This is a genomic window from Pseudarthrobacter sp. SSS035 (assembly GCF_023273875.1).
GTDB lineage: Bacteria > Actinomycetota > Actinomycetes > Actinomycetales > Micrococcaceae > Arthrobacter.
Genome location: NZ_CP096882.1, coordinates 954,891 through 977,435, shown reverse-complemented (window position 1 = coordinate 977,435; position 22,545 = coordinate 954,891). Strand labels below are relative to the sequence as shown.

Below are 22,545 nucleotides of genomic sequence, written 5' to 3'. Positions count from 1 at the left end.
TTTCGCGCAATGATTTAAATGAATCCCATTCTTTTATCTCGCTCCGTGAGATTAGTAAGCTCACTGAGAAATTTGCTTCCGGCCTGCCGTGATCGATCCCGTGGCTGATAGCGTCGGGACTACTGGACCAATCGAGGAGGATTCATGAAAGCTTCGCCGACCCTGACCAATAACCTGCAGGCCGTACTTGCGGACCTGATTGAGCTGCACATCCAGGGCAAGCAGGCCCACTGGAACATCGTGGGGACCAACTTCCGGGACCTTCACCTGCAGCTGGACGAAATCGTGGATGCCGCCCGGCAGTTCGCGGACGATATGGCCGAGCGGATGCGCGCCCTGCATGCCCTGCCGGACGGCCGCAGTGCCACCGTGGCCAAGTCCACCAGCCTCGCGCAGTTCCCCGGAGGGCTCATCAACACGAAGGACGCCATCGAGCGGATCGTTGCCGCGCTTGAGGCTGCCGTGGGCACCATGCGCAAGGTCCATGACGAAGTGGACGAAGAGGATCCCACCACCGCGGACCTGCTCCACGAATTCATCGCCAAGCTGGAGCAGTACGCGTGGATGGTGAACGCCGAGACCATGAAGGCCTCGGCCAGCGTCACCGCCCCTGACGCCAAGTAAGAGTCGGCCCTAACGAGGCCACAAGCGCCCGGCGCCGGAAGGATTCCTTGCGCCGGGCGTTTTTGTGCGCTCGCCGGCTTGCCGGGGACGAGCGCCTAGTCCGCCGTCGGAACTTTCCGGAGTACGACGGCGGCAAGGACTGACGCGCTCGCCATCAGTACCAGCGCGATTGCCGCAGTGGTGTGGACGCCCGAATCAAACGCCAGGCGTGCTGCGCCGCGGAGCGCTTCGGCCAGCGGAGCAGGCAGGCCGGCGGCCAGCTCCACGGCGCCCGCCAGAGTTTCACCCGCCTGGTGTACTGCAGTGCCCGACGCCGTTTCCTCCACCCCGGCCGGAAGCCGGAGATTGCGCTGGTAGGAAGCGGTCAGGATGGAGCCCAGCACCGCCGTCCCCAGCAGGGACCCCACCTCATAGCCCGTTTCGGAGATGGCGGCCGCCGCTCCCGACTTCTCCGCTGGAACGGAGCCCAGGATGAGGTCATTGGAAATAGTTTCCGCTGTGCCCACGCCCAGGGCGAGGATCAGCAGCGCGGCCAGCAGGAGGGCCGGGCCGGAGCCGTGGTCACCGAAGACCACGATTCCATAGCCGGTGGCGCTCAGGGCCAGGCCACCCGCCACCACAAAGCCCGGACGCACCTTCCGGACCAGCGGCACCACTGCCAGCCCAGCCAGCACTGTGGCCACCAGGGCCGGGATCATGGCAATTCCGGCGGCCGACGGAGTCATTCCGTCCAGGAGCTGCAGGTGCTGGGCGAGGAACAGGATGAAGCCGTTGAAGGAGAACAGGGCCAGCACGTTTGCCGTGATGGCAGTGCTGAAGACCCGGTTGCCGAACAGGGACATGTCCAGCAGGGGGCAGGCCAGCCGCTGCTGGCGGCGGACAAAGACGACGCCCATGGCCAGGCCAAAGGCAACAAGACCCACAGGAGCGGCCCCGAAGCCATCGGTCGCCAGCTCCTTGATGCCATACACAACGGGCACCATTACCAGCAGGGACAGGACGATGCTGGGCACGTCCACCCGCCCCGGGCGCGGATCCTTTGATTCCGGGATGAACGCAGGGCCGAACGCCAGCAGGGGCAGCATGATGGGCACTGCGACCAGCAGGATGGCGCCCCACCAGAACTGCTCCACCAGCCACCCGCCGAATATGGGACCCAGGGCGGCGCCGCCGGAGAAGCCGGCAGCCCAGATGGCAACCGCCAGCCGACGCCGGTTTGGGTCCGGAAAAATGTTGCGGATCAGGGACAGGGTTGAGGGCATCAGCATGGCCCCGAAGAACCCCAGCATGGCCCGCCCCGCTATCAGCCACTCCGCGCTGGGAGCAAAGGCTGTTGCTGCTGATACCGCGGCGAAGCCAACACTGCCGGTCAGCAGCAGCCGGCGGCGCCCGATCCGGTCGCCCAGGCTGCCCATGGCAACAAGCAAACCTGCAAGCACCAGGGGGTAGGCGTCCACAATCCACAGCAGCTGGACTCCCGTTGTCTCCAGGCTGCTCGCGATGGCCGGAAGCGCGAACGTCAACGCAGTGTTGTCCACCGCAACCAGGAGCACCGGAAACATCAGCAGGGCCAGCGCGAGCCAATCGCGCCAGGGCGCCTTGGCGGGCCCTGACGGCCTGAAATCGGCAGCCGTGGTGGATGTGCTTCGGGTGTTCTGGTTGGACTGTGCGGACAACGTCATGCGATAACTATACCGTCCAGACGGTACAGTTAAGAAACGCGACCCGGAGCGTGCATGATTGAAGCCATGGCCAGAAATCCCGTCGCACGCGACGCAGTCCTCGACGCTTTTGAAGAACTCCTGATCGACGTGGGGGAGCGGGCTGCCACTTTGGATGCAGTGGCCAAGCGCGCAGGCGTGTCCAAGGGCGGGTTGCTCTATCACTTCCCCAACAAGGAAGCGCTGATCGCTGCGGTGCTGGAGCGGCTGGACCGACTGGCCGTCGAGGACCTCGCGCTGATGGCTGCAGCAGCCGAAGGTGCGGCGGCCTACTTCATCCGTTCCTCGCTCTGGTCCGACTCGCCCATGGACCGATCCTTCGTGGCCGCCACGCGGCTGGCTGAAGTGGCCCATGAAGAGGCCCGGCGCCGCTTTGCCGCCATCCAGCAGCAATGGTTGGACCTGATCGCGGCCGACGTCGGCACGGCCATGGCGAAAGCCGTGCTGTACATGGGGGACGGGCTGTATTTCAACGCCATGTGGGAAAGCGGCACCACCGGGGACGGCATGGGCAGGCATGGAGACATTGAGGAGCTCCTCGCTGCCGTGGAGCGGCTTCGCGGCTGAATCCGCGACCTCATTTGCCCGGCGGCCCGGGGCGTAGGAGAATTGGACGGCGTGGCGACCATCTGCGGCCGCCACAAAATCTGAATATGCCTTTGATCTGCGGCGGGAGAGTTCTGTTAGTGGGTACAACAGGCGCCCTAGGAGCAAATCCTCCCCAGGAATCTCTCAGGCCCACGTACCGCCGCGGCCAGGCAACTCTGGAAAGTGGCAGGCCGTCCGCCTGAAGCGTCCCGGATCACTCCGGAATGTCAGGACCGCTGTGCCCACCGACGGTGCAAGCGCAGCCTTGCGGAAGCAGGCTGCGCGGAAACTCTCAGGTCCCAGACAGAGCGGGGAGGAACCCGAGTCGATGTGGCGCACCCTGCGCCGCCTTAGTAATGGAGTTCCTTGTGAGTGTTAATTCGGCCTCGGCCACTTTCGTTGACCGGCATATTGGTGCCCGCCGCCAGGCCGATATCGACTCCATGCTCAAGGCCGTCGGCTACGGCACTGTGGACGCGCTGGTGGATACGGCCGTCCCCGACTCCATCCGCCAGGCCAAGCCGCTGGCCCTCAAGGACGCCCTCAGTGAGGTTGAGGTCCTTGCGGAGCTGCGGAAGCTCGCGGCGAAGAACAAGACTGCTGTGCAGATGATCGGGCAGGGCTACTACGACACCGTGACGCCGGCCGTGATCCGCCGGAACATCCTTGAAGCCCCGGCCTGGTATACCGCGTACACGCCGTACCAGCCCGAGATTTCCCAGGGCCGGCTCGAGGCTTTGCTGAACTTCCAGACCATGGTCCAGGACCTGGTGGGCCTGCCGATCGCGAACGCGTCGCTGCTGGATGAAGCCACCGCCGTCGCCGAGGCCGTGCTGATGATGCGCCGGGCCAACAAGAACAAGGGCGCCCGGGACGGCAAGACGGTCCTGGATGCCGACTGCCTGCCGCAGACCATTGCCATCGTGAAGGGCCGCGCCGAGGCCCTCGGCTTCGAGGTGGAGGTCGCTGACCTGTCCCAGGGCCTGCCCGACGGCGTCATCAACGGTGTTGTGCTGCAGCAGCCGGGTGTTTCCGGCCGGGTCTTCAACCACGCAGACGTGATCGCGGCTGCCAAGGAGCGCGGCGCGCTCGTGACCGTGGCCGCGGACCTGCTGGCCCTGACCCTGATCACGCCTCCGGGGGAGCAGGGCGCGGACATCGCCGTCGGCTCGACGCAGCGTTTTGGGGTGCCGTTGTTCTTCGGCGGCCCGCACGCGGCGTACATGGCGGTGGCGAAGGGGCTGGAGCGTTCCATGCCGGGCCGCCTGGTCGGGGTGTCCAAGGACGACGCCGGGACCCCCGCGTACCGTCTGGCGCTGCAGACCCGTGAGCAGCACATCCGCCGTGAGAAGGCCACGTCCAACATCTGCACCGCGCAGGCACTGCTGGCCATCGTCTCCTCGTTCTACGCCGTGTACCACGGCCCGGACGGCCTCAAGGCAATCGCCGAGACCACCCACAGCCACGCGGCAACCATCGCCGCGTCCCTGAAGGCGGCCGGCCTGGACGTTCTGCACACGAGCTTCTTCGATACCGTCACGGTTTCCGCGCCTGGCAAGGCTGCCGCCATTGTTGCCGCCGCAGAGGCCAAGGGCATCAACCTGCGCCACGTCGACGGCGACACCGTCGGCGTTTCCGCCGATGAAACCACCACCCAGGCCATCGTTGCCGGTGTGCTGGAAGCCTTTGGTGCCGCGGCGGTGGACGCGGCCGCCGGCACTGACAGTGGGTTCGCGCTGGATGCCGCCGTCGAGCGTTCCTCCGGTTACCTGCAGCACCCGGTGTTCAACACCCACCGTTCCGAGACCCAGCTGCTGCGCTACATCCGCCGGCTGAGTGACCGCGACCTCGCGCTGGACCGCACCATGATTCCGTTGGGTTCGTGCACGATGAAGCTGAACGCCACCGCGGAGATGGAAGCCATCTCGTGGCCGGAGTTCGCCTCGATCCACCCGTTCGCCCCGGATTCCCAGACCGTGGGCTGGCGCGAACTGATCACCGACCTCGAAGACCAGCTGACCGAGATCACGGGCTACGACCAGGTCTCCCTGCAGCCGAACGCCGGGTCCCAGGGTGAGCTCGCAGGCCTGCTGGCCATCCGTGGCTACCACCTCTCCCGCGGCGATGACCAGCGCACGGTCTGCCTGATCCCGGCTTCGGCCCACGGCACCAACGCCGCCTCGGCCGTCCTGGCCGGCATGAAGGTCGTAGTTGTGGCCACCGCGGCGGACGGCAGCATCGACCATGCGGATCTGAACGCCAAGATCGAGGCGAACAAGGACGTCCTCTCGGCGATCATGATCACCTACCCCTCCACGCACGGCGTGTACGACGCCGATGTCACCGAAATCTGCGACGCCGTGCACGCTGCCGGCGGCCAGGTGTACGTGGACGGCGCCAACCTGAACGCCCTCGTGGGCCTGGCGCAGCCGGGCAAGTTCGGCGGCGACGTCTCACACCTGAACCTGCACAAGACCTTCTGCATCCCGCACGGCGGCGGCGGCCCCGGCGTTGGCCCGGTCGCGGCCAAGGCCCACCTGGCACCGTTTATGCCCGGTGACGCCAACAAGGCAGCGCGCGAAGCGGGCCACGGCGTGGCCATCAGCGCATCCAACTACGGTTCCGCCGGTGTCCTGCCGATCTCCTGGGCCTATGTGAAGCTAATGGGTGCCGAGGGCCTGACCGAGGCCACGAAGTCGGCGCTGCTGGCGGCCAACTACGTTGCGGCCCGCCTGAACGAGTACTTCCCCGTCCTCTATACCGGTGAAGGCGGACTGGTGGCGCACGAGTGCATCCTGGACCTCCGCGACCTGACGGCGAAGACCGGCGTCACCGCGGAGGATGTGGCCAAGCGCCTCATCGACTACGGTTTCCACGCCCCCACCCTGGCGTTCCCGGTCGCGGGCACGCTGATGGTGGAGCCCACCGAGTCCGAGGACCTCGTGGAGATCGACCGGTTCATCGACGCCATGATCACCATCCGCAAGGAAATCGACCAGGTGGCCAACGGCGACTTCACCGTCGAGAACAGCCCGCTGCGCCACGCACCCCACACCGCGTCCGCCGTCGTATCCTCCGACTGGGCCCGTCAGTACCCGCGTGAGCAGGCCGCCTTCCCGGTCCACCACCTCAAGCAGGACAAGTACTTCCCGCCCGTCGGCCGCATCGACGGCGCAGCCGGGGACCGCAACCTGATCTGCTCCTGCCCGCCGCTGTCCGAGTTCGAAGACTAGAGTCCGGAAGTCGAAGTACAAGTCCGGACCCGGCAAGCCGGGCTTTTCACGCGTGCTGCTCCTTCGTCGCTCCGACGCACGCTTTCGAAAACCCCGTCCCGCCGGGTCCCGGGGGTCCCCGGTGTCCGGCAGCATGCTCCCCACCGTCCCCCTAACCTCGCAAGCTCGGTCAGGGAACCCGGACGGCGTGGGCCCAGCGCTGCAAGGATATCGGGGACCCCCGAGGGATCGACCCAACCGGAGGCTTTAGACTTGTGGCTACATGTCCGCACGTAACTACGAGTACAGAACCGCGCACAAACCCCTGAGATTGGACACGGCCCCCTTGCGAGAATTCACCGCCCGCTTTGCCACAGCGGAGGAAATTGAGAACTGGGACAAGCACGTCACGGCCAACCCGAACGGCGGCAACATGCTGCAGTCCGCTGCCTACGCGTCCGTGAAGAACGGCAGCGGCTGGACCGCCCGTTTCCTGGTCCTGGAGTCTGCCGGGACCGCCAGCTACAACCTGGTGCTGGAGAAGAAATTCCCGGTGCTGGGCCGCCTGTGGTACCTGATCAAAGGTCCAGACCTGGGTGCCGTCGAGGACCTGAAGCCGGCCCTGGACGCGTGCGCTGCATTCGTCCGGAGCCGGAAACTCAATGTCTTCACCATCAAGATTGAACCGGACATCGTGAGCACCCCGGAAGCCCGGGCACAGCTCGCCGTCGCCGGCCTGGTGAAGGCCCCGAACATCCAGTCCAACGACTCCACGGCACTCCTGGACATCGCGGCACCGGAGAACCAGGTGTTCCGGTCCATCTCCTCCCGCGCCCGCAACGCGATCCGCCGGGCAGAGCGCGAAGGCTGCACTGTGGTGCAGCAGGAGCCAAGCCCGGAAACGTACCGGGCGCTGTATGACCTGATGGCAGACACCGTGAACGCCAAGGGCTCCATGCCGTTGCGCAGCCTCGAGTACTACACGCGGTTCTGGGACGAATTCTGCACCCGCGGCCAGGGCAGCTTCTTCTTCGTTTACGAAGACGGCAAACCCAGTGTGGGCGCCTTTGTGATCAACTACGGATCCAAGGCAACCTACAAGGACGGCGGCTCCACCCAGAACAGGAAGCAGTACGGCGATTCGCACCTGGTCCAGTGGCAGGCCATCCGAAGAATGCAGGAACTCGGCTGCACCGAGTACGACTTCTGCGGCACGCCGCCGTCCGGCCTGATCAAGGACAAGACCCACCACCTGTACGGCATGGGCATGTTCAAAACGAGCTTCACCAAGACGGTGACGGACTTCGTCGGCTGCTACGACTACGTGCTGTCGCCCCTCAGGCACACCCTGTGGGTCAAGGCCGCGGAACGGGTCTTCCGCCGGCTTGAAACCGCACGCACCGGCCAGCAGTTCTACTGACCGCCCACCAGCCACTCTCACCATCCACACCACGAAGGCCAGCGCCTGCCCCAGCCGGCAGCCCAGCCATAGATGAGGTTATTTCTGTGAATCCAACCAAGGCCGGAGCCGGACTCGAGCTCAGCGTCCTCAGCGATGCCGAGTTTGAGTCCTTCTCCCTCAATCATCCGCAAAACAACTTCATCCAGTCCGCTGACTTCACCCGTTTCCAGCGCGCCCGCGGTCAGTCAGTGGAACTGTTCGGTGTCAGGCGCGACGGCGACCTGGTCGCTGCCGGGAAACTGAACTTCACCACCAACCGCTGGGGCTACACGGTGTGCGAGTGCGCCAAGGGCCCCCTCCTGGACTACACGGACGCTGCACTGGTGCGTGACGTCGTCGGACTCCTCAAGGAACGCGCCGCGGAACGCAAGGCTGCCGAACTCCGGATTTCCCCGAACCTGACGTACATCGCCCGCGATGCCGACGGCGCCGAACACCCCGAGATCGTGGACAACAGGCCGCTCGTGGCGGAACTGGCTGGACTGGGTCTTGAGCACCAGGGCTCGGACATGAACTTCGCCAACGTGAACTGGATGTTCATCAAGCAGCTCGGCGGCATCACGGACGCCGAGGAGCTCATCATGGGTACCAGCTACCGGACACGGAAGGCCATCCGGAAGGCTGAAAAGAACGGCGTGTTCCTGGAGCAGGCTACTTTGGAGACCCTTGACGAGTTCTATGACGCGCTGAGCACAGCCGGGGACGAGAAGGGCTTCTTCTACCGCGAACGCGAATACTACGACCAGCTCCTGCGAACCACCTCGGCCGAGTTCACCAAACTTATGATGGCCAAGATCGACATCCCCGCGTACCGGAAGTCCATCACCGAACGCCTGGAAGCGGAATCCGCGTCCGCAGCCGAACTCCGCCGTGAAGTCGAAGAGACCGGCAGCAAAAAGAAAGCCAACCGGCTCAAGGTTGTCCAGGACCTCGTGGACAGCTACGAGCGCAGCCTCAAGGACATCGAGCGGTTCCCGGACTCGGTGGGTGTGGCTACAGTGGCCGCCATCCACTTCGTCTGCTTCGGCGACGAGGTGGTCTGTGTTATCGGCGGCACCAAGCAGGACTACATCTACTTCAACGGCGCCACGTCCCTGTACTGGGGAATGATGCTGCACGGGCTGGACAAGGGCTACTCGCGCTACAACTTCTACGGCACCTTCGGCATCCAGGGACAGGACGAAGAAGGCCACGGCGGCTACGAGTTCAAGAAGGGCTTCGGCGGCGATGTGGTCCAGCTGCTGGGTGACTTCGTGATGCCGGTGCGGCCCGTAGCATTCCAGGCCAACCGCCTGGTCCGCGCGGCCATCGCGGCGGCCCGCACCCTGCTGGGCAAACTGCCGCTGAAGCGCCAGGCCTAACACCAAACCACGAACTGCCAGTAAGGGAGGAGCACCAAGGTGAACGATCGACCTGACAACCCAAGGCGCAGGCCTCCCACCGACGGCCTGCCCAAAACAGAGCCGCTCACCCCCTCCCAGCTCCGCCAGGATGCCGCGGCCAAGCGGATGCTGCGGCGCCTGGTGCGGGGGGAGAACCCGCCGACGGCGCCGCTGAGCATTGTGGACAGGCTCGCCGGAAGCCCCTACGCCAACCCCATGATCCAGGTGGGAGGCGTGGACACCTCCGCACGCAAGACCCTGGACTTTTCCCTGCACCTGGCCGAGACCATGTTCCGCTACGGGGCAGGCGCCCTGGAAGTGGAGACGAGCATTATTGCCGTCACCGCGGCGCTGGGGCTGAAAAACATCGAAGTGGACATCACCAACCAGTCCGTGGCCATCAACTATGCGCCCAAGGACCAGACGCCCATCTCGCTGCTTCGGGTGGTGCGGTCCTGGACCAACAACTATGCCGGGCTGGCCAAAGTACACCGGCTGGTGACGGAAATCGTGGCCGGGGGAGTGGGCCGCGATGAAGCCATCCGCCGGCTGGACGAGGCCATCACCAGCCCCAAACCGTTCCCTCGCTGGATGGTCACCATAGCCTTCGGCGTGTTCGCCGCAGTCTTTGTGGGTGTGCTCGGCGGCGGGCCGGTGTCCTCGGGCATTGCTTTCGTGGCCAACATCGGTGTCAGCCTGCTCGCCCGCCAGCTGGGCCGGTGGCGGGTTCCGGACTTCTTTACAACGGCGGCATGCTCGTTCGGCGTTACGCTCACCGCGCTGCTGTTGTGGCGCTTTGAACTCACCAACGCCCCGGCGATTGTGGTGGTGGGCGGCATCCTCCTGCTCCTCCCCACCGGGCGCCTGGTCTCCTCGGTGCAGGATGCCATCAACGGGTTCCCCGTGACCGCAGCGGGCCGGTTTCTGTCCACGCTGCTGACGTTCGGCGCGATCGTGGCCGGGATTGCGGTGGCCTTTGTGGTGGGCCAGATGACCGGAATGCAGCCCATCAGCGTTACCCAGACATTCCCGCCAGCCTACGACCTCTGGGTCCTGGTCATCTTTATCGCCGTCGCCGTGATGGCCATCGGCGTGACGGAGCAGACCTCCTGGGAGCTGCTGCTGCCTACCGCGGGCGTGGGCGTGGTGGGCTACCTTGTGCTGCTGGGTGCCGCGTCCCTCGGCGTCGGTGACCGGTTCTCCCCGGCGCTCGCCGCCGTCGTGATTGGCCTGCTGGCGCGCGTGGTGGCGTTGAAGATGGGCGCACCGCAGCTGGTGGTGGCCGTCCCCGCGGCCCTGATCCTGCTGCCCGGGCTGACCATTTTCCGGTCCATGTATGTGCTGACCATCGAAGAATCCGAAGTCCTCCTCGGCGCCGGCGGTATGCTCAACGCCGGCGCGATCGTCCTGGGCACAGCCGGCGGGATCGTCCTCGGCGACACCCTGGCCCGGCCGCTGACACGCAGCCTGGCCAGCAACGAACGCCGCCGCGCCCGTCGGCGCTAGCTAGCGCCGGCGTCGAAAAATGCCGGTCAGATCTTCCCTACGGGCAGTTTTTTCTCGGCCTGGAAGTCGTCCTCCACCCGGCCCTGGGCCCAGTAGCCGGACAGCGAAACCTGGCTCCGTTCCAGGCCGCGCCGGACGAAAAACACGTCCCGCAGGCTCTTCATGTAGCCGCGCTCGCCATGGGCAAACACGTCAACGCGGCCCGTGGGCCATTCGGCGTCGGCCACTGCTGAGACGAGGAGGTCCCCGGCGCCTACCGGCGCGCCGTGGCGGCGTAGCCAGGTCACCTTAACGCCCGCCGGGGACGCGAGGGGCTGGATGTCTGCGTCGCTGTCCACCTCGATATACGCCAGGCCGGTCGCTTCTGCCGGCAACGATTCGATGGCGGCGGCGATCGCAGGAAGTGCGGCTTCATCGCCGGCAAAGAGGTACCAGTCAGCGTCCGGCGCCGGGTTGTAGGCGCCGCCGGGGCCGGTGAAGGTGAAGGCGTCCCCGGGCTTGGCGGCAGCCGCCCAAGGGCCGGCCAGCCCTTCGTCGCCGTGGATCACAAAGTCGATGGCGAGTTCCTTGGCCTCGGTGTCCACCCAGCGGACCGTGTAGGTACGGGTGAAGGGCCACTGCTCGCGGGGCATGGTTTCGCGGATGGTCCACAGGTCCAGGGGCTGGGCATAGTCAACGCCGGGCTGCGGGAAGACGATTTTGATGTAGCGGTCCACGAAGGTGCTGTTCACGTAGGCGGCAAAACCTTCGCCGCCGGCCACGATCCTGACCATGTGTGGCGAGAGTTCTTCCCGTCGAATGACCGTGAGATCGATCTGCGGACGTGTTTTTTTCGTGGCATTGGTGGCGGCCGGAAGAGTGCTCATAAGGCAAGCCTAAGCTAAGGGACCGGGGGAAGTTCCCAAGTTACGCCAGGGCATCCCTGGTCCTGCAGCAGTTGGTTGATGGTGCTGAAGGGCCGGGAGCCGAAGAATCCGCGCGACGCCGACAACGGGCTGGGGTGGGCGCTGGACACGACCGCCGTGCCGGGCAGGAGGGGCCGGACGCTCTCCGCGTCCTTGCCCCACAGCAGCGCCACCAGCGGCGCCAGCCCGCCGTCGGAAGTGCGCCGGCTGGCCACCGCGGTGACTGCCGCCGTCGTGATGGCCTCCCAGCCTTTGCCCCGGTGGGAGCCGGCTGCCCCGGCGCGGACGCTCATGACCCGGTTCAGCAGCAGGACCCCTTGGCTGGCCCAGGCGGACAGGTCGCCGTGGACGCGCGCCGGAAGGCCGAGGTCGGACTCCAGTTCGCGGTAGATATTCGCCAGGCTCCGCGGGATGGGGCGGGTGCGCCCGTCAACGGCAAAGGACAGGCCGATCGCGTGGCCCGGCGTCGGGTACGGGTCCTGGCCCACTACCAGGACCTTCACGCCAGCCAGCGGCTGCCGGAAGGCGCGCAGAACGTTCGACGGCGCCGGCAGCACCCGGTGCCCCGCGGCAACTTCGGCGGCCAGGAAGCCCAGGACGCCGCGCAGCTCACTCTCTACGGGGCCCAGCGCCTCCGCCCAGTCGGCAGCCATCAGCTCACTGAGCGGCAGGGCGGCCATCTCGGCAAAGCCAACGGGATCCGCCGGGTCCGCTGCCAGTTCGAACAGCGCGTCAGATTCAAACACGCTCCCATTCTCGCAGGGTTGCCGGACGCTGCGGCCGGGGCGCAAATGACAACCGTGTTATTCACGCCGTAGCATGGGGAGGAGATTTTGTAACTTGACCGGTGATTCAGCGAGACCAGCGAAGGGGTATGCCGTGGCGGAACCTGCTCGGGAACATATGCCGGAGCCGGAGGAGCGCGGTTCTTTGCTGGCTGACTTTACCCTCCGCGACTCCCCGTTGAGCGAGCGCGACCAGCAGATGCTGGCACTGGAGCGGCAGTGGTGGAAGTACGCCGGGGCCAAGGAACAGGCCATCAGGGAGCTGTTCGACCTGTCCGCGACCCACTACTACCAGCTGCTCAACGCCCTCATCGACACCGAGGCTGCATTGGCCCACGACCCCATGTTGGTCAAGAGATTGCGTAGACTACGTACGTCGCGTCACCGGGCACGCACTGCACGACGCCTGGGTTCCGACGCCTGACCACGCTCGTGCTGAGCCATCAGCAGCAATCAACAAGGACGTCTCCCCACCATGACCAAATACGCTCGGGATGAATTCGACAAGGTTCCGGAGTCCGCCTCGCGGCAGGGCGTCCACCGTGCGGCCTCGGCGCCTGCCCGGCGGAAGCTGTGGCCCATCGTCGCGGTGGGGATTGTGGCATTGGCCATTGGAGTGGTGTCCTTCCTGATCCTTCCCAAGCTCGGGTTCACCCAGGCCGGCAGTGAAGCCTCCACCAGCCTGGAATCAACCGCTGCCCCTGAGGCAAGCGCGGCACCGTCGGCCACTGCTGAAGCCTCCACGGACCCGGAGCCCTCCAATAGCCCTGACGCGGAGCCCAGCGCTTCGCCCAGCAACATTCCCTCCGCGGTTGTGCTGGACAAGTCCCAGGGCGTGGCCATCTACAACGCCGCCGGGAAGGCCGGGCTCGCCGGACGCATCAGCTCGATGGTCCAGGCCGATGGCTGGACGCTGGGTCAGGTGGGGAACTGGGGCGGCGCTCCGCAGCAGACATCCGCAATCTTCTATGCAGGCCCGGCGCAGAAAGCCAACGCCGAAGCAGTCTCCAAACTCCTGAACATCCCTACCCTGGTGGAGACCCAGGAATTCCAGGTGCCCTTGGTTGTTGTCCTGGGGCCGGGCTACCAGTAGCGTCTCGCGGTCACGCCTGAATAACTTTTGGGCACCGGAGCGGCCGTGTGGTTCGGCCCGCCGGGAGGCTTGTCGCTAAAGTGATTTCAGGCTTCGGTCCGTAACAAGCGGCACACTTCCGACGGGGACCGACGGCACGACGGAAAAGAGCAGACATCATGGCATTGGGAACGGTTAAGTGGTTCAACGCCGAAAAGGGCTACGGCTTTATTACGGTGGACGGCTCCGGGGACGATGTCTTTGTGCACTGGTCGGCCATTGAGGGCGAAGGTTACCGGGCCCTGGATGAAGGCCAGCGCGTCGAGCTTGAAGTCGGCGAAGGCGAGAAAGGCCCGCAGGCAGAAAACGTCCGGCCCGCTCAGTGATCTCCCGCAGCCTGCGCTCAACAATCGTCCGCACAACTACAGGGGCGGCACTCCTGCTGGCCCTGGCCGGCTGCGCCGGGGCAGGCGGCAACGCCCGCGTTGAATCCGCTGAAGCATCCGGTGACGGCACGCTGCGGATCGGGCTGATCCAGGACAGCGCGGGGAAGCAGGCCTTCCTCAACGACTCGCAGCTCGCTGCGGCCCAACTGGCCATCAAGGAAATCAATGCGGCCGGGGGCCACAAGGGCAGGCCTGTAGATCTGGTGGTAGGCGCCGGTGATGGCGCCGACGCCCAGGCCAGGAATCTGGCCTCAGCCAAGGTTGATGCGGTCATTGGACCCACGGATTCGAGTCACGCCGCCGCCGCCATCGACGTCCTCTCGGCCGCCCGCGTCCCGCTCGTCTCGCCGGCCAACTCCGCCGCCGGCCTGTCCCGCTACAAGAGCGGCGGCTATTACTTCAGGACGGCCGCGGCGGACGTTGCCCAGGCCTCGGTGCTGGTGAAACTGGCCAAGGACGGCGGCGCCAAGAGCCTGGCCGTGGTCCACCAGGACTCTAGCTACGGAAAGGACGTAGCTGCCGCGGTGACCGGCGCCGCCAAGAACGCCGGCCTGGAAACTGTCTCCACCACCGCCTTCAAGCCCGGCGACGCCGGGAACGCCGCAGCTGCTGCCAAGGCCGCCACTCCTGACGCTGTCGTGCTGATCGCCAGGGACGACGCCCAGGGCGCCATCGCAGAGCTCAATAACGCGGGACTTTCGGGCAAGAGCATCATCCTGAGCGACGGCGCCTTCGCCCAGTACGGTTCGGGACTTGGATCCAAGGCGCTCGAAGGCGCCCGTGCAGTGGTGCCGGGCCTGTTGCCGTCTGCGGACTTCCAAGCCCGTCTTGTGTCGGTCAACCCCGCCCTGAAAGACCTTTCGTTCGCCGCGGAGACCTACGACGCCGTGAACCTGGCGGTCCTGGCGGCGGCGAAGGCTTACGACGATGCCGGCCGCTCCATCGCCGCCAACCTGATCGCCGTCTCCGGCGGGACAGCAGGCGGGCAGCCCGCCGCGCAGGCCTCGGGCCCGGCCACCAAGCCGTGCCTGTCCTACACCGACTGCCTCGCGGCCCTGAAGGCCGGGGCTGACATTAATTACGACGGCGAATCCGGGCCGGTTGCCTTCGACTCCAACGGTGACATCACCACGGCCAACTACATGGTGTTCACCTACGGCGCAGACAACAGGGCAGTGCTCAGCGGCCGTGAGGCGGCAGGCCGGGCCGCAGGCTGATCGCCGGTGGCGAACGGGCCGCCCTGACAGGGCGATTTGCGGGACCTTTCGCTTGCACTCTCACGTAGGGAGTGCTAATTATTGAGTTAGCACTCCTACGTACCGACTGCTAAAGCAACGTCCGGTTTGTCCGGCATCGGGGCTTGGCGGCGGTCGTGGAGCGAGAGAAATACCTAGCTGGAGTGAGATCCCCAGCCGCGGCATACAGAGGCCGCCGGTGAAGGATCGTCCGTCGCGGGCACCCCAGTGAGGTTCATTCTTAACGACTGTCCCGAAAGGACTACTGCCGTTATGGCCAAGATCATTGCATTTGATGAAGAGGCACGCCGCGGTCTTGAGCGGGGCCTGAACATCCTCGCCGACGCCGTCAAGGTCACCCTCGGCCCGCGTGGACGCAACGTCGTCCTCGAAAAGAAGTGGGGCGCCCCCACGATCACCAACGATGGTGTTTCCATCGCCAAGGAGATCGAGCTGGACGACCCTTACGAAAAGATCGGCGCCGAGCTGGTCAAGGAAGTTGCCAAGAAGACGGACGACGTCGCTGGCGACGGCACCACCACGGCTACCGTGCTGGCGCAGGCCCTGGTCAAGGAAGGCCTGCGCAACGTCGCGGCCGGCGCTGACCCGCTGTCCCTCAAGCGCGGTATCGAGAAGGCTGTAGCGGCCGTCACGGTTGAGCTGCTGGCCTCCGCCAAGGAAATCGAAACCAAGGAAGAGATTGCGGCTACTGCCTCCATCTCCGCCGGTGACGACGAAATTGGCGCCCTGATCGCTGAAGCCCTGGACAAGGTGGGCAAAGAAGGCGTCATCACCGTCGAGGAGTCCAACACCTTCGGCCTGGAGCTCGAGCTCACCGAAGGCATGCGCTTCGACAAGGGTTACATCTCCGCTTACTTCGTTACCGATACCGAGCGCCAGGAAACGGTCCTTGAGGACCCGTACATCCTGATCGTCAACTCCAAGATCTCCAACGTCAAGGAACTGGTTGCTGTCCTGGAAAAGGTCATGCAGTCCAACAAGCCGCTGCTGATCATTGCCGAGGACATCGAGGGCGAGGCCCTGGCCACCCTGATCGTCAACAAGATCCGTGGCACCTTCAAGTCCGTAGCCGTCAAGGCTCCGGGCTTCGGCGACCGCCGCAAGGCCCAGCTGGCCGACATCGCTGTACTCACCGGTGGCCAGGTCATCGCCGAGGAAGTCGGACTCAAGCTGGAGACCGCCGGACTGGAACTCCTGGGACGCGCCCGCAAGGTTGTTGTTACCAAGGACGAGACCACCATCGTTGAAGGTGCCGGCGACGCCGACCAGATCGCTGGCCGCGTTTCCCAGATCCGTGCCGAGATCGAAAACTCCGATTCGGACTACGACCGCGAGAAGCTGCAGGAACGCCTGGCCAAGCTGGCCGGCGGCGTTGCAGTCATCAAGGCCGGTGCCGCAACCGAGGTTGAGCTCAAAGAACGCAAGCACCGCATTGAGGACGCTGTCCGCAACGCGAAGGCTGCTGTTGAAGAAGGCATCGTCGCCGGTGGCGGCGTTGCGCTGATCCAGGCCGGCGCCAAGGCGTTCGCGAACCTGAACCTGACCGGTGACGAAGCAACGGGTGCGAACATCGTCCGCGTTGCCATCGACGCCCCGCTGAAGCAGATCGCCTTCAACGCCGGCCTTGAGCCTGGCGTTGTTGTCGACAAGGTCCGCGGCCTGCCTGCAGGCCACGGCCTGAACGCAGCAACCGGCGAGTACGTCGACCTGCTGGCTGCCGGCATCAACGACCCCGTCAAGGTAACCCGCTCTGCCCTGCAGAACGCGGCTTCCATTGCCGGTCTGTTCCTCACCACCGAGGCCGTTGTGGCCGACAAGCCGGAGAAGCACGCTCCGGCCATGGGTGGCGGCGACGACATGGGCGGTATGGGCGGCTTCTAGTCCCCATTTCCCCACAGTAAGACGCACGACGGCGGTCCTCACCAAACGGTGGGGGCCGCCGTCGGCGTTAACGCCTCCCGGGAACGCGTTGCTCTATCACTCTCGGTCCCTTGGAAGGCTTGTTGGGGACCAAAACTGATAGAGCATCGTGGGAGGACGTGCGCCAAGGTGCACACCGGAACTCTGGCAGGATGGTTAAGTGACAATTACTGCAGCGGCCGACGGTTCGGCTTTAGGAAATCCCGGCCCGGCCGGTTGGGCCTGGTATGTGAACGACGACTGCTGGCGTGCCGGGGGATGGCCGCACGGCACCAACAACCAGGGAGAGCTGATGGCCGTCCTGGATCTGTTCCGTGCCACCGCCCACGTCCCGGAGGAGGACCTGAGGGTCCTGTGCGACAGCCAGTACGTGATCAACTCCATCACAAAGTGGATGCCGGGCTGGAAACGCAAGGGGTGGCGGAAGGCCGACGGCAAACCCGTCCTGAACGTGGAGCTGCTCAAGGAACTTGACCGGGAAATCGCCGGCCGGAAATACACCTTCGAATGGGTCAAGGGCCACGCAGGCCACGACCTCAATGAGGCAGCCGATGTCCGCGCGCGTGCAGCGGCCACCGCGTACCAGCAGGGTGTGGCAGCGCGTTCAGGCCCGGGCTTCGCGGGAGCCCCGGCAGCGGTTGGCGCAGCAGTTGATAGCCGGGTTGCCGTCAGCCCTGGAGCAGGCACCGCACTGACCAGCCCCGACGCCGCCACTCCTGCCAGCCTCCAGGCCGCCACCACAGCCGACGGTGCTGGCTCCGACGGTCAGGGCTCGTACGGCCAGGACCTTTTCAACCAAGGCCCCTACGAGGAGCCAGACCTTTTCAGCGAACTGGAGAGCGACTCCTTCATCCCGTCGGAGTCCGCCGGGGCCGAGATGAGCCCCGAAGCGATCGTCGAGGCCCTCGAACGCGAGTTGTCGGGCCCCGATATCCGTGGCGACATAGGCCGCACCGGCGTCCTCCTGCACCCTGATTTTATGGAGATCGGAACCTCGGGCAGGGTATGGACCCGTGATGCCACGATGATGGCACTGGAAGAGGAATCGGGGCAGCACACTGAGCTGGAGATCCTGGGTGCGGACCGCATCGGCACCAGCGCGATCCTGCTGACGTGCCGAAGCTACTCGCGCTCAGGCACGGCTCTCCATAGTTCACTGTGGGTCTTGGACGGCAACAGATGGCGGCTCCGATTCCGCCAGGGCACGCCGGAGGCGTAAAAGCCATTTCGGCTGCGGACTCAGCTGAAGCGCTGCGTGTTGCCCTGCTCGGCCTGGGCGTACGTGGACGCTGCTGATGCCAGGGCCATATTGATGGATGCCAGCGATGCCTCCACCTTGCCCTGGGTGAGTGTCCACTCGGTCACCAGGGCCTGGAAGTTGTTGGCAGCCGAGCCCCGCCAGGTGGACTGCAGTTCGTCCAGGCCGCGCTTCATGGTCTGGACGTCCGAGCTGATCCGATCCACCGTTGCTTTGACGTTGGCCGACTTCTGCTGAAGGAGTTCGGTGTCGACGGAAATGATGCTCATGGCTTGCTGCCTCTCGAAGTAGTGGGACAGCATCTGCTGCCCGCCCGGCTGCTCCGGGTCACTACAGCGAGCCTACGGACGGGCACTGCCCGCACGCCACGCTCCATGGCTATATGTGGATAACCTTGCCATCTCCGTGGCCTCCGTCCACAGGATCGCCATCCTGCGTGGCCGTTGCGCCCGGGTGGGCTTCGCCCGCGTGGTCATCGCCGGAGTGAGCCTCGTCGGTGGCGTCGTCCCGGACCGGCAGGCTGACCACCAGCGTGGCCCCGCCGCCGTCGGTCTTTTCCACCCTGACGGACCCGCCGTGCGATCCCACGATGGCCGCGACAATCGCGAGCCCCAGGCCGCTGCCGCCGGTCTCACGCGTCCGGGACGTGTCCGCGCGGTAGAAACGCTCGAACACCTTGGACGCGTCCTCTTCTGAGATGCCAGGGCCGTGGTCCCGGACCTCAATCACCGCGAGCGGCTGCCCGCCGTCGGAGGTCCGGACCCCGACGGCTAGTTCGATCGGGCTGCCGTCCGGGGTGTAGCGCAGGGCGTTCCCCACGAGGTTCCCCACCACCTGCCGCAGTTTTGCTTCGTCACCGAGCACCGGCGCGGGGGCGGCCGGATCGTCACCAAGACCGGTCAGGGAGATGGGGCGCGAGCGGTCGCTTGCCTGCGTGTCCACCACCGCATCGTGGGCAATCAGCTGCAGGTCCACGGGCTTTTCCTGGAGCGGGCGCTGTTCGTCCAGGCGCGCCAGCAGGAGAAGGTCCTCCACCATAGAGCCCATCCGTTTGGCTTCGCTTTCGATCCGCCCCATGGCCGTGGCCACGTCCTCGTCGGTGGCCAGCGCGCCATGGCGGTAGAGCTCGGAGAAACCCCGGATGGTCACGAGCGGGGTTCGCAGCTCGTGGGAGGCGTCGGCCGCGAACCGGCGCATTCTGCCTTCCGAGGCTGTCCGGGCGGCGAAGGCCGTCTCGATATGCGCCAGCATGGCGTTCAGCGAGCTCCCGAGCCGCCCCACTTCAGTGCCGGGATTTTCAACGTCCACACGTCTGGAAAGGTCGCCCGCGGCGATGGCGGCTGCGGTCTTTTCCACCTTGGCCAGCGGACGGAATGACCGGGACACGGTCCAGCTGGCGATCAGGGAGGCCAGCAGCAGGGTGAGCAGGCCGACGCCGGTGACCACCAGGGTGGCGTGCTTGAGGACATCATCCACGCTTTGCAGCGGCAAGCCGATGACAACGACGGCGGGACGGCCGATATAGAGCACGGTCACCGCGACCACCCGCCAGTTCTGGCCGTCGGTGCCCCTGACCTGGTACGGGCGGGTGCCCCGGTTCTGGGCGTCCTCAACGGAGATGGTGGCGATGTCGGGGTGGTCATCCGGATCGCCGCCCAACAGCTGGGGGTCCTCACCAGGGGTGTAAAGGATCAGCGAGTAGTCAGTGGGGACCATCGGGTTGGTGGGTGCCTGCAGCTGGGTGAACGAGCGCTGCTTGCTGGCGAGGTCGACGGCGGCGTACAGCTTGTCATCCACCTGCGCCTGGAGGTAGCTGTGCAGCAGCGTGAGGGTGCCGGCGCCGGTTGAGGTCAGCGCAACAATCAGCAGTGCCATAATCATGGCCACCAGCTGGGACCTCAGCGAGGCCGATTTCCACCGCTGCAGCAAGGTCAGCGCTTCTCTGCCGTCCGGAGCACGTAACCGACTCCGCGTTTGGTCTGGATCAGTGCCGGTGCGTCCGGATCAATGTCCACCTTGCGCCGGAGGTACGAGATGTAGGACTCCACGATCGAGGCGTCGCCGTTGAAGTTGTACTCCCAGACGTGGTCCAGGATCTGGGATTTCGACAGCACCCGGTTGGGGTTCAGCATGAGGTACCGGAGGAGCTTGAATTCCGTGGGGGACAGTTCGATCACGGTGCCGCCGCGGCGCACTTCGTGGGCGTCGTCGTCGAGCTCCAGGTCGTCCACCCGGATCACGGCGTCGTCGTCGTCGAGCAGGGGCTGCGTGCGGCGCAGGACGGCACGGATGCGGGCCACTACCTCGTCCAGGCTGAACGGCTTGGTGACGTAGTCATCCCCGCCTACTGTGAGGCCGGTGACCTTGTCCTCCGTGTCGTCCTTCGCCGTGAGGAACAGGACCGGAAAGTGCTTCCCCGAAGCCCGCAGCTTGCGGGTGACGGTGAAGCCATCCATGTCCGGGAGCATCACGTCCAGCACCGCCAGATCGGGCGCGTGGAGCTCGGCGGCGGCCAGCGCGTCACGGCCGTTGGCGGCAGAGACCACCTCGAAGCCTGCGAAGCGGAGCGAGGTGGACAGCAGCTCGCGGATGTTGGGTTCGTCATCAACAACTAGCAGCTTGGCTTCTGGGCCGGTCTTCTTCATGCTCCCATCATGCTCCCAGAAACTGTGAGTTTTCTGGATGGATGGTGGGTGTTCCATGGGGAGCCTGCCGTGGCAGGGCCATCCCCATCGCCGGACACGAACACCGGGTGGCCGTTAGGCGGCGCCGACATCCTTGGCGTCCATGATCCGGTAGGCATAGCCCTGCTCTGCCAGGAAGCGCTGCCGCTTGGCCGCGAAATCCTGGTCCAGGGTGTCGCGGGCCACCAGAGAGTAGAAGCGGGCCGCCCGGCCGTCCTTCTTGGGGCGGAGCAACCGGCCCAGCCGCTGGGCTTCCTCCTGCCGCGACCCAAAGGAACCGGAGACCTGGATGGCCACCGAGGCCTCGGGCAGGTCGATGGAGAAGTTGGCCACCTTGGAAACCACCAACGTGTTCACGTCGCCGGCCCGGAATGCATCGAAGAGCTTCTGCCGTTCCTTGACGGACGTATCGCCCTTGATGACCGGGGCCTGCAGGCGCTCGCCGATCTCGTCCAGCTGGTCAATGTATTGCCCGATCACCAGCAGCTGCTCGCCCTGGTGCCGGGCCACCAGCTGTTCCACGATGAGGGTCTTGGACTCGGAGGTGGCGCACAGCCGGTACTTGTCCGCGTCCTCGGCCATGGCATAGGCCACGCGTTCGTCCCGGGGCAGGTCAATGCGGACCTCCACACAGTCCGCGGGGGCGATGTAGCCCTGGGCTTCGATGTCCTTCCAGGGCGCGTCGTACCGTTTGGGCCCGATCAGGCTGAAGACTTCGCCTTCGCGGCCGTCCTCGCGGACCAGGGTGGCGGTGAGGCCCAGCCGGCGGCGGGCCTGCAGGTCCGCCGTCATCCGGAAGATCGGCGCCGGCAGGAGGTGCACTTCGTCATAGATGATCAGGCCCCAGTCGTGGCCATCCAGTAGCTCCAGGTGCGCGTACAGGCCGCCGCGTTTGGTGGTGAGGACCTGGTACGTGGCGATGGTGACCGGGCGGACCTCTTTGATGGCGCCCGAGTACTCGCCGATTTCGTCCTCCGTCAGGGACGTCCGCTTGAGCAGCTCGTCCTTCCACTGCCGGGCTGCCACCGTGTTGGTGACCAGGATGAGGGTTGTGGTGGAGCTCGTGGCCATGGCCGCGGCACCCACCAGCGTCTTCCCGGCCCCGCAGGGCAGCACCACCACGCCGCTGCCGCCCGCCCAGAAATTCTCGGTGGCGAGCTGCTGGTACGGGCGGAGCTTCCAGCCGTTCTCGTTCAGGGCGATCAGGTGCGGTGTGCCGTCCACGTAGCCGGCCAGGTCCTCCGCCGGCCACCCGATTTTCAGGAGCAGCTGCTTGAGCTGGCCCCGCTGGGAGGAATGGACCACAATGGTTTCGCCGTCGATCCGCGGCCCCAGCAGGGGCTGGATCTTTTTGGCCCGGATGACCTCCTCCAACACGGGGTAGTCGTCCGTGCGCATCACCAGGCCGTGCTGGGGGTCCTTCTCCAGCCGCAGCCGCCCGTAGCGCGACATGGTCTCTTCGACGTCGATCAGCAGCGAATGCGGCACGGGGAACCGCGAGTATTTGAGCAGCGTGTCCAGGACCTTCTCCGCGTCCAGTCCGGCGGCGCGTGCGTTCCACAGGCCCAGGGGCGTCAGGCGGTAGCTGTGCATGTGCTCGGGGGCGCGTTCCAGTTCGGCGAAGGGGGCGATGGCGTGGCGCGCCTCGGTGGCCAGTTCGTGGTCCACTTCGAGCAGGATGGTTTTGTCACTTTGGACGATCAGCGGGCCGTCGTTCACGCGGG

19 protein-coding genes and 1 riboswitch are annotated in these 22,545 nt (G+C 65.7%); of the genes, 12 read left to right on the top strand and 7 right to left on the bottom strand.

Translation table 11 applies throughout. The annotated features are described in order from the left end of the window. Positions 1 to 144 precede the first annotated feature (144 nt). Entirely contained in the window at positions 145 to 624 is a 480-nt protein-coding gene (locus MUN23_RS04455) for a Dps family protein (RefSeq protein WP_248762304.1), read from the top strand. A 95-nt stretch (positions 625 to 719) separates the two neighbouring features. Here MUN23_RS04455 and MUN23_RS04450 read toward each other — a convergent pair whose 3' ends face one another. Then, on the bottom strand, positions 720 to 2,306 hold the full coding sequence (locus tag MUN23_RS04450) for an MFS transporter (RefSeq protein ID WP_248762303.1): 1,587 nt from the start codon (positions 2,304 to 2,306) through the stop codon (positions 720 to 722). 66 nt (positions 2,307 to 2,372) lie between these two features. On the opposite strand from MUN23_RS04450, the gene MUN23_RS04445 reads away from it, so the two are divergent. The 5 genes from MUN23_RS04445 to MUN23_RS04425 all read left to right on the top strand — a co-directional run bounded on the left by MUN23_RS04445 (position 2,373) and on the right by MUN23_RS04425 (position 10,495). Further along, on the top strand, positions 2,373 to 2,912 hold the full coding sequence (locus tag MUN23_RS04445; protein ID WP_248762302.1) for a TetR/AcrR family transcriptional regulator: 540 nt from the start codon (positions 2,373 to 2,375) through the stop codon (positions 2,910 to 2,912). 93 nt (positions 2,913 to 3,005) lie between these two features. Beyond that, positions 3,006 to 3,103: riboswitch (glycine riboswitch) on the top strand. Between the two features lie 186 nt (positions 3,104 to 3,289). Next, on the top strand, positions 3,290 to 6,166 hold the full coding sequence (gcvP, locus tag MUN23_RS04440) for an aminomethyl-transferring glycine dehydrogenase (protein WP_371875978.1): 2,877 nt from the start codon (positions 3,290 to 3,292) through the stop codon (positions 6,164 to 6,166). A 325-nt stretch (positions 6,167 to 6,491) separates the two neighbouring features. Then, positions 6,492 to 7,565 carry a peptidoglycan bridge formation glycyltransferase FemA/FemB family protein gene (locus MUN23_RS04435; protein WP_248762300.1) on the top strand — a complete coding sequence of 358 codons (1,074 nt, stop codon included), beginning with the start codon at positions 6,492 to 6,494 and terminating at the stop codon, positions 7,563 to 7,565. Positions 7,566 to 7,651: 86 nt separating this feature from the next. Beyond that, positions 7,652 to 8,968 carry a peptidoglycan bridge formation glycyltransferase FemA/FemB family protein gene (locus MUN23_RS04430; protein WP_248762299.1) on the top strand — a complete coding sequence of 439 codons (1,317 nt, stop codon included), beginning with the start codon at positions 7,652 to 7,654 and terminating at the stop codon, positions 8,966 to 8,968. Between the two features lie 39 nt (positions 8,969 to 9,007). Further along, positions 9,008 to 10,495, top strand: a complete 1,488-nt coding sequence (locus tag MUN23_RS04425) for a threonine/serine exporter ThrE family protein (RefSeq protein ID WP_248762298.1) — start codon at positions 9,008 to 9,010, stop codon at positions 10,493 to 10,495. A gap of 26 nt (positions 10,496 to 10,521) precedes the next feature. On the opposite strand, the gene MUN23_RS04420 is transcribed toward MUN23_RS04425, so the two are convergent. Beyond that, positions 10,522 to 11,361: a siderophore-interacting protein gene (locus MUN23_RS04420; RefSeq protein WP_248762297.1), complete on the bottom strand. Its 840-nt coding sequence runs from the start codon at positions 11,359 to 11,361 to the stop codon at positions 10,522 to 10,524. Positions 11,362 to 11,375: 14 nt separating this feature from the next. Beyond that, positions 11,376 to 12,146 carry a uracil-DNA glycosylase gene (locus MUN23_RS04415; protein ID WP_248762296.1) on the bottom strand — a complete coding sequence of 257 codons (771 nt, stop codon included), beginning with the start codon at positions 12,144 to 12,146 and terminating at the stop codon, positions 11,376 to 11,378. A gap of 133 nt (positions 12,147 to 12,279) precedes the next feature. Here MUN23_RS04415 and MUN23_RS04410 point away from each other — a divergent pair, with 133 nt between their 5' ends. The 6 genes from MUN23_RS04410 to MUN23_RS04385 all read left to right on the top strand — a co-directional run bounded on the left by MUN23_RS04410 (position 12,280) and on the right by MUN23_RS04385 (position 18,098). Beyond that, complete coding sequence (locus MUN23_RS04410) at positions 12,280 to 12,609, top strand: DUF3263 domain-containing protein (RefSeq protein WP_058929987.1); 330 nt, start codon at positions 12,280 to 12,282, stop codon at positions 12,607 to 12,609. Positions 12,610 to 12,660: 51 nt separating this feature from the next. Then, the gene (locus MUN23_RS04405) at positions 12,661 to 13,278 is read left to right on the top strand and encodes a LytR C-terminal domain-containing protein (protein ID WP_248762295.1); all 618 of its coding nucleotides are present in this window, start codon (positions 12,661 to 12,663) and stop codon (positions 13,276 to 13,278) included. Positions 13,279 to 13,436: 158 nt separating this feature from the next. Continuing rightward, positions 13,437 to 13,643: a cold-shock protein gene (locus MUN23_RS04400; protein WP_141139551.1), complete on the top strand. Its 207-nt coding sequence runs from the start codon at positions 13,437 to 13,439 to the stop codon at positions 13,641 to 13,643. Then, positions 13,640 to 14,920 carry an ABC transporter substrate-binding protein gene (locus MUN23_RS04395; protein ID WP_248762294.1) on the top strand — a complete coding sequence of 427 codons (1,281 nt, stop codon included), beginning with the start codon at positions 13,640 to 13,642 and terminating at the stop codon, positions 14,918 to 14,920. Before MUN23_RS04400 ends, MUN23_RS04395 begins: the two co-directional genes overlap by 4 nt. 291 nt (positions 14,921 to 15,211) lie before the next feature. Further along, positions 15,212 to 16,840 (top strand): chaperonin GroEL, encoded by a 1,629-nt coding sequence (gene groL, locus MUN23_RS04390; RefSeq protein ID WP_248762293.1) that lies wholly within the window; start codon positions 15,212 to 15,214, stop codon positions 16,838 to 16,840. Positions 16,841 to 17,039: 199 nt separating this feature from the next. Next, entirely contained in the window at positions 17,040 to 18,098 is a 1,059-nt protein-coding gene (locus MUN23_RS04385) for a ribonuclease HI family protein (RefSeq protein WP_248762292.1), read from the top strand. Between the two features lie 20 nt (positions 18,099 to 18,118). Here MUN23_RS04385 and MUN23_RS04380 read toward each other — a convergent pair whose 3' ends face one another. From MUN23_RS04380 to MUN23_RS04365, 4 genes are all read right to left on the bottom strand, one after another. Continuing rightward, positions 18,119 to 18,406, bottom strand: coding sequence for a WXG100 family type VII secretion target (locus tag MUN23_RS04380; protein ID WP_248762291.1), 288 nt, complete (start codon positions 18,404 to 18,406; stop codon positions 18,119 to 18,121). Between the two features lie 109 nt (positions 18,407 to 18,515). After that, positions 18,516 to 20,066 (bottom strand): HAMP domain-containing sensor histidine kinase, encoded by a 1,551-nt coding sequence (locus MUN23_RS04375; protein WP_248762289.1) that lies wholly within the window; start codon positions 20,064 to 20,066, stop codon positions 18,516 to 18,518. 2 nt (positions 20,067 to 20,068) lie between these two features. Then, positions 20,069 to 20,782: a response regulator transcription factor gene (locus MUN23_RS04370; RefSeq protein WP_056346636.1), complete on the bottom strand. Its 714-nt coding sequence runs from the start codon at positions 20,780 to 20,782 to the stop codon at positions 20,069 to 20,071. Positions 20,783 to 20,896: 114 nt separating this feature from the next. Further along, positions 20,897 to 22,540 carry a DNA repair helicase XPB gene (locus tag MUN23_RS04365; protein WP_248762287.1) on the bottom strand — a complete coding sequence of 548 codons (1,644 nt, stop codon included), beginning with the start codon at positions 22,538 to 22,540 and terminating at the stop codon, positions 20,897 to 20,899. Between the last annotated feature and the right edge of the window lie 5 nt (positions 22,541 to 22,545).

Coding starts and splice junctions, on each gene's coding strand:
- MUN23_RS04445 (WP_248762302.1), top strand. CDS start 2,373: ATGGCCAGAAATCCCGTCGCACGCGACGCAGTCCTCGACGCTTTTGAA.
- groL (WP_248762293.1), top strand. CDS start 15,212: ATGGCCAAGATCATTGCATTTGATGAAGAGGCACGCCGCGGTCTTGAG.
- gcvP (WP_371875978.1), top strand. CDS start 3,290: ATGGAGTTCCTTGTGAGTGTTAATTCGGCCTCGGCCACTTTCGTTGAC.
- MUN23_RS04455 (WP_248762304.1), top strand. CDS start 145: ATGAAAGCTTCGCCGACCCTGACCAATAACCTGCAGGCCGTACTTGCG.
- MUN23_RS04400 (WP_141139551.1), top strand. CDS start 13,437: ATGGCATTGGGAACGGTTAAGTGGTTCAACGCCGAAAAGGGCTACGGC.
- MUN23_RS04450 (WP_248762303.1), bottom strand. CDS start 2,306: ATGACGTTGTCCGCACAGTCCAACCAGAACACCCGAAGCACATCCACC.
- MUN23_RS04380 (WP_248762291.1), bottom strand. CDS start 18,406: ATGAGCATCATTTCCGTCGACACCGAACTCCTTCAGCAGAAGTCGGCC.
- MUN23_RS04405 (WP_248762295.1), top strand. CDS start 12,661: ATGACCAAATACGCTCGGGATGAATTCGACAAGGTTCCGGAGTCCGCC.
- MUN23_RS04420 (WP_248762297.1), bottom strand. CDS start 11,361: ATGAGCACTCTTCCGGCCGCCACCAATGCCACGAAAAAAACACGTCCG.
- MUN23_RS04370 (WP_056346636.1), bottom strand. CDS start 20,782: ATGAAGAAGACCGGCCCAGAAGCCAAGCTGCTAGTTGTTGATGACGAA.